We start from the raw sequence: 12,459 nt of genomic DNA, 5'->3' as shown, positions 1-12,459 counted from the left end.
ATTCAAAATAAAAATTAATTAAAGGAAAAATGGCAAAATATTTAGTTGAAACATATTATACATGTAGCTTTAAAGTTAATCATTACTTAGATGACATCAATGAAAAAGAATTGGCTAATCTAGAAAAAAGAGACGATGGAAAATTCGAAGTTTTAGATGTAAAGCTTGATACTAGAAAAACAAAGAGTTTAGACTCGAACAATAAAGTAACTGAAACAAAAAAATTAGATATTATTTCAGAACAAAGTCAGCCAAAAACAATATCAAAAGAAAATAATACTACTTTTGTCAAAAAAATTAATGAAGGTGTAAGTAAACGTTTCAGTATGCCTGATAGAAGAAAAGGCTATATTCAAAAAGCAACTATTGGAGATCATAAAGTTTATCTTCACACTGGAGAATATGAAGATGGTAAAATTGGAGAAATCTTTATTGATACGAGTAAAGAAGGAGAGCTGGTGAAAGCTTTAATGAATAATTTTGCAATAGCTATTTCACTAGGCTTACAATACGGCGTTCCTTTAGATGAATTTATTAGTGCTTATGTTGATACAAAGTTTGAACCATCAGGAAAAGTTTATGGAAATGATAGAATTATGAGTGCTTCGTCTATACTTGATTATATATTTAGGGAGCTCGCTATCTCTTATCAAAATAGAGAGGATCTAGCTCATACTCCTGCAATCGGAGGATCTGATCGATCATCACCTGAAGAAGAAAATACTGAAGATCAAAATCAATTACTTAAAATTGTTAAAGACATTACCAGCAAAGGATTTGTAAGAAACAATTATAAGAAAAATTTGGTTGATTTATCTGATGTTAAGATCAGTTTAAAGGGTAAAAAGTAAATTACTTTTTCAACTTTATTGCTAAACCAAGTTCTTTAAGTTGATTTTCACTAACATCAGAAGGGGCATTCATCATTAGATCTTGAGCATTCTGATTCATTGGAAACATTGTAACTTCTCTAATATTTTTTTCATTAGCTAAGAGCATTACAATTCTATCAATACCAGGTGCAATTCCACCGTGTGGAGGAGCACCATAACTTAGAGCATTAATCATTCCACTAAATTTTTCATCAACATGCTTTTTTTGATATCCTGCAATTGAAAATAGTTTATACATTAATTCAGGCACATGGTTTCTTATTGCACCAGAAGATAGTTCTATTCCATTACAAACAATATCATACTGATAAGCTTTAATCTTTAACGGATTATCAAAATCTATATCTTTAATATCTCCTTGAGGCATTGAAAATGGATTGTGGCTAAACTCAATTTTATTAGTTATCTCATTTTTTTCAAACATGGGGTAATCAACAATCCAACAGAAAGCAAAAATATTCTCATCTATTAAGTCTAAGTCCCTTGCAATCCTATCTCTTGCAAGAGCAGTAATCTTTTCAACTTCATTAATTTTACCACAAGCAAAAAATACACTGTCTCCTATGTCAGCACCAGTTATTTTCATTATTTCTTTAAGTGATTCTTCTGAGAAAAATTTACCCACAGGTCCTTTAGCAGAAATATTATCATCTTTTTCAATTGTAAAATAAGCTAACCCAGATGCTCCCTGCTCTTTAGCCCATTTGTCAATGTTATCAAAAAAACTTCTAGGTTTATCCTTTGTATTTTTTGTAACAATACATCTTACTTTTGATCCAGATTTTACAAGTTTTTTAAATATTTCAAAAGTTACATCCTTTCTTGAAAATATTTCTGTTAAATCTGATATTACTAATGGATTTCTTAAATCAGGTTTATCAGAACCATATTTAAGCATAGATTCTTCATAAGAAATTCTTGGAAAGCTTTCATGCATTAATTTCTTGGATGAAAATTCTTTAAAAACATTTACTATTAATTGCTCAACTACTCTAAATACATCTTCCTGTTCCACAAAAGACATTTCAAGGTCAAGCTGATAAAATTCTCCTGGACTTCTGTCTGCTCTAGCATCCTCATCTCTAAAGCAAGGTGCAATTTGAAAGTATTTATCAAATCCAGAGACCATTATTAATTGTTTAAATTGTTGAGGCGCTTGGGGTAAGGCATAAAATTTTCCAGGATTTAGTCTACTTGGAACCAAAAAGTCTCTAGCACCCTCAGGACTCGAAGAAGTTAAAATTGGAGTTTGAAACTCTAAGAAACCCAATTTAAACATTTCGTTTCTTATAAAAGAAATAACTTTTGATCTTAAAATAATATTATCATGAATTTTTTTTCTTCTAAGATCTAAAAATCTATATTTAAGTCTTATTTCTTCAGCATATTCCTGATCACTAAAAACAGGCATTGGGAGTTCTTTGCATGAGCCCAGCACTACAAAAGAGTTTATATTGACTTCAATTTCACCAGTCTGCAAATCTGAATTAATAGTTTCATTACTCCTTTTTATTACTTTGCCATTAACTTTTATTACACTTTCCAACTGTATTTTTTCAAGAGATTTAAAACTTTCATTACTTTTATCTATAATACATTGTGTAATTCCATAATTATCTCGCAAATCAATAAATAACAAATTACCATGATCTCTTTTTTTGTTGATCCATCCAGATAATATAATCTCTTCTCCATTGTTGGATATTGATAATTCGTTACAATTATGTGTTCTATACTTATTCACTTAATTTTCTAAAGCCTCATTAATAATTTTAAAATCGATTGATTTTTTTTTTTTTAAACTAATTTCATCAATTTTATATATGAATTCAAATATTTTGCTATACGATCTGTCTATTCTTTTAATAATATAATCAATCAACTTTTTATCTAATGTAATTTGTCTATCTGATAAATTTTTCAGTATTATAGCAAACATTAACTCATCATCTGGATTTTCAATTTTTGCTAAAAGACAATTTTTTGTTCTAGATCTTAGATCTTGTAACTTAAAATCAATTTCTACAATTGGTTTATTTGATGTAACAATTAAAAATTTATTATCCTGATCAATTATATTAAAAAGTGTGTAAATAAGGTTTTCATCAATTTCTAAGGTCAAATCCTCTAGTACAATACATTGAAAGGATTTAATGGTTTTAAGATCTTCATTATTTAATAAATTTGACTCAATCTTAATTCCATTAAATTTTTTTAAAAAAATATTAACAAGATGAGTTTTGCCAGAGAACTTTTCACCACTTATATTTAAAATGTTTTTTTCCCATTTTGGCCATTTATTTATAATTTCAAAAGTGTAATAGTTGCTTTTTCCAACATAAAAATCATCATCTTTAAAATTTTGCTCATAATTAAAATCTAGTAATAATTGGTTCAGACTTTTCATTTAACTACCCATACATTGTCGGTCATGACTAAATCAAAATTTTGTTTCCTCATATCGCTTAAAAATAGTTTTGGAGAGCCATTATAAATTATTCTAATTTGAAAATTTTGATTATCAAATTTTAATGTATAAAATTCCGATATAAGGTCCATATTTGCTAAAACATTTTTTATTTTAGAAATTCTTTTATAATCTTTTGAATCTAAAGAAATAGTAATTGGAAGTTTAATTGATGTATTAATTTCATTATTTTTTTTCCATTGATTTTCATAGTCATTTTTTAAATCTATGATTAATTTTTCTATATTGGTTTCATTTTGCAAATTAATTTCACTATATGTTTTATTTACAAGTTTAGTTGAATTGTCTAAATTTATTTTAGATAAAATTTTTACTTCATTTTTTGTTTTATAGACTATTAATATTATATGATCTTTGATGTCATATTTTTTTACTAATCTATTAAAATCATATACTTCAATATTGTTAATTTCTTCTTGGATATTATTTAGATCATCTAAATCTTCACTTGGTAAAAAGTATTCTAATAATTGAAAGTTATTTTTTTCATTATTCCATTTATTATAAAACGGATTTTCATCATAAAGATCGACTCTTTCTCTTTCAGTGTCGAATAAAACAGGTATCAATAAAACTTTATTTTTTATAGGTGCGGATGGAAAAATATTTTTATTTTCAAGAAACTTTAAAACTTTTTTTTTATTAAAAGTTGTTTCAAGAGTAGCAAAGTACTCATTGTCGACAAATTTCTCCTTAGAGATTGTAAAAGAATCTATCATTTCTTTAATTTTAATAATTGGAGTATTTTTAATCTTTTTTTTATCGGTAGTGGTTGTGATCATTGACAAAAGATTAATGAAAGATGTTTTAAAACCATCATCAATTACATTATTTTTTTGGAAATTTAACTCAAATGATGAAGAAATTTCAATATTTGATACTTTAAATGCATTAGCATGCAAATAGCTTGTGGAAAAAATTATTAAAAATAGAACGATATAGCTAAAAATTATATATAGTTTTGAAAATCTTAAAAATTTATTAAAAATTTGCATATTTTATACTAATGAAAAAAGAAAAATTTACCTATGAAAAAAGTGGAGTGAACATAAATGCTGCAGATAACTTTGTTAAATTTATATCTTCAATTTCAACAAAGAATAAAGGCAAAAAAAAGTTTCAAAATATTGGTGGTTTTGGATCAATATCTAACATTCCAAAAGATATAAAAAAACCAAAAATTGTAGCCTGCACTGATGGTGTGGGTACGAAAGTTGAAATAGCTAATACACTCAATAAATTTGATACAATTGGTATTGATTTAGTTGCAATGAGCGTAAATGACTTAATCGTTCAAGGAGCAAAACCTTTATTATTTCTAGATTATATCTCTATTAACAAAATAGATTTAAAGAAATTGAAATCAATACTTAAGGGCATTGTAAAAGGATGTAAAATTTCAAATTGTGAACTTGTTGGAGGAGAAACCGCTGAAATGCCAGGTACTTATGCAAAAGGTAAATTTGATATTGCTGGATTTGCAGTAGGCATAGTTGATGGTAATAAGATTTTGGATAAAAAAAATATTAAAAAGAATGATTTAATTTTAGCAGTCCCATCAAATGGCATTCATTCAAATGGATATTCATTAGTACGATATGTCTTAAAAAAAAATAATATAAATTTTAAAAACAATAAATTTTTAAAAAAAGAACTTATCAAACCAACTAAAATTTATGTTAATGAGATTTTAAATTTGATTAAAAATAAACTGTTAAATTCATGTGCCAATATTACTGGCGGTGGCCTTGAGGATAACATTAAAAGAGTGATACCGGACGGTCTTTCTGCTGATATTGATTTGGATAAAATAAAAACTAAAAAAATTTTTAAATGGCTAAAACAAAATAATATTAATGATGAAGAGATGTTAAAGACATTTAATTGTGGTGTTGGTTTTTGTTTAATTATAAAACCACAAAACTTAAAAAAGATTAGTAAGTTTTTTAGTAAAGAGTTTGAACCTTATGTTATTGGTAAAATAACTTTGGGCAAAAAAAAAATTAAACTTAATGGCAAAATTGATTGGTCTTAATAGAATAAAAACTGCAGTTTTTATTTCAGGAACTGGTAGTAATCTTAAAAACTTAATTAATTTTTCAAAAACCAAAAAAAGTCCAATTTCTATAGATTTAATAATTTCAAATACAATTAAAGCAAAAGGTTTGAAATTTGCTAATCAATATCAAATCAAAAAAAAAATATTTAATTTTAAAAATATTAAAACCACTGAAAAAAAATTATTTATCTTATTAAAAAAAAATAAAATAAATTTTATTTGTTTAGCAGGATTTATGAAAATTCTATCCAGTAAATTTATTAAACAATTTAATGGTAAAATAATTAATATCCATCCTTCTCTACTTCCTAGATACAAAGGTTTGAACACTCATAGTAGAGCTATTCAAAATAAAGATAAATTTTCAGGCTGTACTGTTCATTATGTTACAGAAAAATTAGATTCTGGAAAAATTATTATGCAAAAAAAAATTAAAATTTTAAAGAAAGATACCTCATCATCTCTTGCTAGAAAAATTCTTAAGCAAGAACACAAAATTTACCCTAAAGCTATTTTAAAAATATTTAATTAGTCTTTAAAAAAAAAATCAATTTCTATCTTTGCATTTTCAACACTGTCTGAACCATGTACAGAATTTTTATCAATTGAAATTCCATATTTCTTTCTAATAGTTCCCTCTTCAGCATCTTTTGGGTTGGTTGCTCCCATTAATTCTCTATTACCCAATACCGCATTTTCTTTTTCAAGAACCATTACAACTATTGGTCCAGATGCAAGATAGGCGCATAAATCGCTATAAAACGGCTTTGTTTCATGAACTTTATAAAACTGTTCTGCTTCACTTTTTGTTATTCGAATCTTTTTGTCTTTTACAATCTTGAAATCTTTCTCTTGAAATATCTCCTTAATTTCTGCCTCTAAATTTCTTTCTACAGCATCTGGTTTAATTATTGATAATGTTTGTTCTAAATTACTCATAATGATCCTCTATTAGTTGGTTTAATAATCTTACTCCATAACCTGTTGCTCCACCTGAATTTAAAGCACCACCATATTTTGAAAAGGCCATACCTGCTATATCTAAATGAGCCCATGGTGTTTTGTTTAGAATAAATCTTTGTAAAAATTGTGCAGCTGTCGTTGATCCAGCGCCACCAACATAGTTAATATTTTGCATATCAGCATTTTTTGAGTTAATTAATTTATCAAAATTTTTATGCAGAGGCATTCTCCATAACTTTTCATCAACTTTTTCACTAACTTCTAATAACTGTTTTGATAATTTATCATCATTTGAAAATAATCCCGCATACTCAGAGCCTAAAGAAACAATTATAGCACCTGTCAAAGTTGCTAGATCAATCATAAATTTTGGTTTGAATTTTTTCTCTGTAAAACTTAGAGCGTCAGCTAAAACTAATCTTCCCTCAGCATCAGTATTTAGTATTTCTATTGTTTTCCCACTATAAGATTTGACAATATCACCAGGTCTTTGAGCGTTTCCTCCTGGCATATTTTCAACAAGCCCTACAACACCAACAGCATTAACTTTTGCTTTTCTTAAAGCTAAATTTTTCATCAAACCTACTACTGTAGCTGAACCAGCCATATCATAAGTCATGTCCTCCATGAATTTTGCAGGTTTTAAAGAAATACCCCCGGTATCAAAACAAACTCCCTTACCAACAAAAGCTAAAGGTTTAGAACTATTTTTTAAACCATTCCATTCCATTGTAACTAAATACGACCCTCTAATGCTTCCTTGCCCTACGCCAAGTAATGCATTCATACCTAATTTTTTTAATTTTTTTTCATCATAAATATTTATTTTTAAACCATTCTTTTTAAGCCCTCTAATTCTTTTTGCATACTCATCAGGATGTAAAATATTTCCAGGTTCTGAGACAAGATCTCTTGCAAAAAAAATTCCTTCTTCTAAAGCTTTAAATCTTATTATGCTTTCAACAGTTATTTTATTCTTACTTCCAATTACATTAATAAAAATTAATTTTTCATTATTTTTAGATTTATAAAGGTTGAATTCATATGATTTTAACTTTAATCCATGCAAAAAGTATGCTGCAAGGTTTTCTATTGTGCTATTTATTGTGTCTAAGTTTATAAAATAATCTTTATCTTTTTTGTAATCAATATACTTATGAAATTTAGCACCTAAACTTTCTATATCCGATGTTTTCAAATTTTTTTTAATTGACACAAGATATATAGTTTTTTTTGAATTAATCTTAAAAACAAGAAAATTTTTTTTTAAATCACTGTTTTTTAATAAATCTGATATGTAAGAGAATTCAGGGCTAGTAATAATCTTTTCTAATCTTTTCAGGCTAAAATCTTCATCAACAAAATAGATTAGATTAGCAGGTACCTTGTTTCCAGATTTAAAAGAATAATTAATTTTAATGGACATAATTTAAATACACTCAAGAAGCGATTAATGCTATATATGACTAAAAATTAACATTTTCAATGAAAAAAATCATTTTTAATAAACTTCAAAAAGAAATATTTCTTTTTTTTTTGATTTCTAGTATTGCATTAACTCTAATCATATGGGTCATACAAGCTGTAAACTACCTAGATATAGTAACCGAGGATGGGCATAGTTTTAAAGTTTACTTTTTATTTACCCTACTATCTTTGCCAAAGATATTTTCACAAAGCTTACCTTTTGTATTTTTTTTATCTGTTTTTTACATTGTTTCTGACTATGAGGATAAAAACCAGTTATTAATTTATTGGTCGTATGGTGTAAATAAATTACAAGTTATTAACAAAATAATTCAACTTTCTCTCATCTTTGTTATTTTTCAAATTATTTTTTCCACAATTGTAGTTCCCTACACTCAAGATAAGTCAAGATCCTATATAAGAAGTTCAAATTTAGATTTTTTTCCAAACTTAATTAAACCTAAAAAATTTATAGACACAGTAAAAGGATTAACAATTTTTATAGACGAAAAAAATGAGGATGGCTCATTTAGTAAAATTCTTTTAAAAGATGAGACAAACACAAATAATGTTCAGATTATTGTTGCAGAAAAAGGCAATATAATTATCAAAGATAATAAAAAGCTACTTCTACTAAATAATGGAGAAATACTAAAAGTTAACAAAAATAATAAGACAACCTCCTTTAATTTTCGTACGACCCAATTTAATTTAGAAAATTACTCATCCAAGACTACTAAAACACCAAAAGTACAAGAGATTGCTACTATCGATTTAATTAAGTGCTTTGATTTTTTAAAAAAAAACCTCGATACAAATGTTGTTATTAGAAGTTTAAATTGTAATTCAAATTTTTTAAAAAATATTTATCAAGAACTTTTTAAAAGAATGTATTTGCCAATTTATATTGCATTAATTGGATTAATTGCTTCACTAATATTATTAAAATCAAAAAATAACCAAGGATATTTTTCTTTTAAAATTAAAATATTTTTAACTGGTATTTTTTTTATTATATTATCTGATATACTGTTAAATTATACGGGCAATAAAATAATTAATAATTTAATATATATAGTAATTCCAATTTTTTCTTTTTTAATAATTTATCAAATCTTAGTTTTAAAATTGAGAAAAAAAAAATAACATGATTTTAAAGGTATACCAAAATTACATAATTAAAAAATTTCTATCAACTACTTTAATGGTCACATTTGTATTTTTTGGATTGGTAATCATTATGAGTACATTTGAAGAGGTGACTTTTTTTTCTGAGACTGATGTTAATATTTACTTTCCAATACTACTTGTATTCTTGAATTCCTTTTCAATTTTGTTTCAATTATTTCCCTTTATTTTTTTAATTGGAATTCAATTTTTCTTTATTAATTTTATTAATTCAAATGAATTTAATGCATTTAAGAGTTATGGTCTTAGCAATATAAAGATATTAAAAATAATCACACTAAGTGCTTTTGTGTCTGGAGTTCTTATTCTCACTTTATTCTATAACTTTTCAGCTATTCTAAAATTTAAGTACATTGAGCTTAAGAATGCTGAAAGTAATGATAGTAAATATCTTGCTAGTGTTACAGAAAATGGCTTATGGATCAAAGATGAGTATAATGAAGATATATTATTTGTTAACGCAGAAAAAATATCAAAAAATAAATTGCATGATATTGAGATCATAGTCATTAACAACAACTTTTCTGTTATTAAAGAAATTTTTTCTGATGAGGTAAATATTTCAAAAAATGATTGGGTCATGAATCAAGCACTGATTACTGATAAATATGGAAAAACCTCTAAGGAAGAAAATTATATTTTTAATACAAATTTTAATTATCAAAAGATTAATAACTTATACTCTGATTTATCTTCTTTGACATTTATGGGACTACTAAAGCATCGTAAGGATTATCAATTAATCAATTATTCAGTAATAGATTTGGATATGCACATTGCTAATCTTTTTGCATACCCCTTTTATTTGACTGTTATAACAATTTTATCTAGTATTATTATGATAAATATACCCCATCAAAAACCTAAAATATTTTATATATCTGGAGGAATAATCTTTTCTGTAATAATTTACTATATCACATTTTTTTTTGATGCACTGGGAAGAAATGAACAAATCCCTATTTTACTTTCAGTTTGGTTACCTATCTTTCTATTATTAATTTTATCATTTATAGGAGTTGTAAAATTGAATGAAAAATAATTTTTTTAAAATTTTGCTACTTTTATTATTAAGTTTTGTTTTTTACAATTCTGCAAATTCAAATGAACTCACTTTTGAAAGTAATACTATAGAAATAACTAATAACGGAGATGTGATAGAGGCGAGTAATGGAGTTGAGGTCCAAGGCATTAACAATATTAAGATAACTGCGAAGAATTCTATTTTTAATAATTTAACTTCCGAATTGTTAATCAAAGATGATGTTATATTTTATGACAGCTTAAAAGATATTCAAATAAAAAGTAACGAAATTTTATATAACAGAAAAATTGAAAAAATCATTTCAAATGGAAAAACTTATATTCAATTAGCAAATGATTATAAGATTATTACAGATAACATTGAATATTTAAAAAATGAAAATACTATTCAATCAAAATTTAAGACAATATTGATAGATAAATTTAATAATCAAATATCTGTAAAAGACTTTGTATATCTGACTGATAAAAAACTATTTCATGGAAATGATATAGTTATGCTTGATGCAGATGAAAATAATTATTTATTTGAAAATACAATAATAGATCTAAATAATCGTACACTTCTTGCAAAAGATGTGGAGATTAATTTTAATAAAAATATTTTTGGAAACTCGAACAATGATCCTAGACTTAGAGGTGCCTCTCTTTCTTTAAATAAAAACGAGACTATTGTTAAAAAAGGTATTTTCACATCATGTAAAAAAAATGATGATTGCCCCCCGTGGAGTTTACAATCTTCAGAAATAAAACATGACAAAGTAAAAAAAACTATTAATTATAAAAATGCCTGGTTAAAAATATACGATAAACCTATTATCTATTTTCCAAAGTTTTTTCACCCTGACCCTACTGTAGAAAGACAGTCTGGTTTTTTAATGCCAAGTTTAGTCAATTCTTCGACTATTGGAAACTCCTTGATAATTCCTTATTTTGCAGCCATATCTGAAAATAAAGATTTAACAATAACTCCCCGATTTTACACAAAAGGTGATTTCATGATTCAAAATGAATTTAGACAAGTGGAAAAAAACTATCAAAATATCGTTGATTTTAGTTTTAAAAATATGAAAGGTGGAAGTAAGTCACATTTTTTCTCTAATTCCCTTATTAATTTTGAAGACTCAAATTTAGAAATTAATTTTGAAACCACCTCACATGATACCTACTTAAAAACAGATAATATTAAAACTCAAAGAAATTTTAGTCCTGCCATGATGAATAGTTACTTTAATTTTGATATGTCTAAAGAAAATTTAGATATAGAAATTGAATTTAAAGCTTACGAGGACTTATCTTTAAAAAATTCAAGTGATAAATTTGAATATGTTTATCCAAATTTTTCAATTAACAAAACTTTATCAACTCAATTTGATTATCTTGGTAATTTTGATTACCAGGTGAGTGGCTTTCAAAGAAAATATGAAACTAATAAAACTGAGCAGTTAATTGTTAATGATTTTATTTTTTCTTCTAATCCTGTTTTTTCAAAATTTGGTTTTAAAAGTAATTATGCCGTAAATCTAAAAAATTCAAATAAACATGGTAAAAATTCTTCCACTTACAAAGACCAAGAAACCTCTAATTTATTTTCATTGATAGATTTAAATACTTCCATTCCACTAGTAAAAGAAACTGAAAATTATATTAAAGAATTTATACCTAAATTGTCTCTTTTTTTAAGTCCTAATAAATCTGATAATATTACAACACAAGATAGAAAAATTAATAACACTAATATATTTTCAACTAACAGACTTGGTTTAGGAGAATCCCTAGAAGGTGGTCAATCATTAACACTTGGTACAGAGTATAATTTAAATAAAAGGGATGGATCTAATATATTTCAAATTGATCTAGCGCAAATTTATAGAGCTAATGATGACAATAATCTTCCAACCAAAACATCTATGAATAACAAAGTATCTAACTTATTTGGAGATGTTAAACTTAATGCCAATCAGTACTTAGACTTTGAGTATAATTTTGCTTTAGATGATAATTTTAAAACTTTAAATTACAACATGATTAAATCAACTTTTTCTATCAACAATTTTGTAACTTCTTTTGAGTTTTTGGAAGAAAATAATACAATGGGTAGTACCAGCTATCTTTCGAATGAAACTAGTTTAGCTCTAGACAATAACAGTAAAATATTATTTCGTGAAAGAAGAAATAAAGAAACAGATCTTAAAGAGTTTTATAATATAATATATCAATATGAAAATGACTGTTTAGTAGCTTCTCTAGAATATAATAAAGATTATTATACTGATAGAGATTTAAAACCAAATGAAGAACTTTTTTTTTCTTTAACAATAATTCCTTTTGGCTCATTAAATACACCTAGCTTTTAA

Annotated in this window: 11 protein-coding genes; 6 read left to right on the top strand and 5 right to left on the bottom strand. The window is 25.6% G+C overall.

Features of this window, described 5'->3' with window-relative positions; all coding sequences use genetic code 11:
- Window positions 1-29: 29 nt before the first annotated feature.
- Window positions 30-851, top strand: coding sequence for a TSCPD domain-containing protein (locus AC5SL1_RS01670; protein WP_494572735.1), 822 nt, complete (start codon window positions 30-32; stop codon window positions 849-851).
- A 1-nt stretch (window position 852) separates the two neighbouring features.
- On the opposite strand, the gene aspS is transcribed toward AC5SL1_RS01670, so the two are convergent.
- From aspS to AC5SL1_RS01655, 3 genes are read right to left on the bottom strand one after another with little or no spacing between them, the layout of a single operon-like run.
- Window positions 853-2,637 (bottom strand): aspartate--tRNA ligase, encoded by a 1,785-nt coding sequence (gene aspS, locus AC5SL1_RS01665; protein WP_494600056.1) that lies wholly within the window; start codon window positions 2,635-2,637, stop codon window positions 853-855.
- Window positions 2,638-3,300, bottom strand: a complete 663-nt coding sequence (locus tag AC5SL1_RS01660) for a P-loop NTPase family protein (RefSeq protein ID WP_494572737.1) — start codon at window positions 3,298-3,300, stop codon at window positions 2,638-2,640.
- Window positions 3,297-4,376: a hypothetical protein gene (locus AC5SL1_RS01655; protein WP_494600055.1), complete on the bottom strand. Its 1,080-nt coding sequence runs from the start codon at window positions 4,374-4,376 to the stop codon at window positions 3,297-3,299. Before AC5SL1_RS01655 ends, AC5SL1_RS01660 begins: the two co-directional genes overlap by 4 nt.
- Before the next feature lie 11 nt (window positions 4,377-4,387).
- On the opposite strand from AC5SL1_RS01655, the gene purM reads away from it, so the two are divergent.
- Entirely contained in the window at window positions 4,388-5,416 is a 1,029-nt protein-coding gene (gene purM, locus AC5SL1_RS01650; RefSeq protein WP_494600054.1) for a phosphoribosylformylglycinamidine cyclo-ligase, read from the top strand.
- Window positions 5,394-5,972, top strand: a complete 579-nt coding sequence (gene purN / locus AC5SL1_RS01645) for a phosphoribosylglycinamide formyltransferase (RefSeq protein ID WP_494600053.1) — start codon at window positions 5,394-5,396, stop codon at window positions 5,970-5,972. Before purM ends, purN begins: the two co-directional genes overlap by 23 nt.
- Here the strand turns inward: purN and ndk are convergent.
- Together ndk and AC5SL1_RS01635 are read right to left on the bottom strand one after the other, a co-directional pair.
- Window positions 5,969-6,379 (bottom strand): nucleoside-diphosphate kinase, encoded by a 411-nt coding sequence (gene ndk, locus AC5SL1_RS01640; protein WP_494600052.1) that lies wholly within the window; start codon window positions 6,377-6,379, stop codon window positions 5,969-5,971. The two genes, purN and ndk, sit on opposite strands and share 4 nt — an antisense overlap.
- Window positions 6,372-7,829, bottom strand: a complete 1,458-nt coding sequence (locus AC5SL1_RS01635) for a leucyl aminopeptidase (RefSeq protein WP_494600051.1) — start codon at window positions 7,827-7,829, stop codon at window positions 6,372-6,374. Before AC5SL1_RS01635 ends, ndk begins: the two co-directional genes overlap by 8 nt.
- Window positions 7,830-7,888: 59 nt before the next feature.
- On the opposite strand from AC5SL1_RS01635, the gene AC5SL1_RS01630 reads away from it, so the two are divergent.
- Genes AC5SL1_RS01630 through AC5SL1_RS01620 form a run of 3 tightly spaced genes read left to right on the top strand, consistent with a single transcriptional unit; the run spans window position 7,889 to window position 12,459 of the window.
- Complete coding sequence (locus AC5SL1_RS01630) at window positions 7,889-9,016, top strand: LptF/LptG family permease (protein ID WP_494600050.1); 1,128 nt, start codon at window positions 7,889-7,891, stop codon at window positions 9,014-9,016.
- Between the two features lies 1 nt (window position 9,017).
- Window positions 9,018-10,100 carry an LptF/LptG family permease gene (locus tag AC5SL1_RS01625; protein WP_494600049.1) on the top strand — a complete coding sequence of 361 codons (1,083 nt, stop codon included), beginning with the start codon at window positions 9,018-9,020 and terminating at the stop codon, window positions 10,098-10,100.
- Window positions 10,090-12,459 carry an LPS-assembly protein LptD gene (locus tag AC5SL1_RS01620; RefSeq protein ID WP_494600048.1) on the top strand — a complete coding sequence of 790 codons (2,370 nt, stop codon included), beginning with the start codon at window positions 10,090-10,092 and terminating at the stop codon, window positions 12,457-12,459. Before AC5SL1_RS01625 ends, AC5SL1_RS01620 begins: the two co-directional genes overlap by 11 nt.

The sequence above is a fragment of the Candidatus Pelagibacter sp. PS_10_02 genome (assembly GCF_059418005.1).
This window is presented reverse-complemented; position numbering and strand designations above follow the sequence as displayed.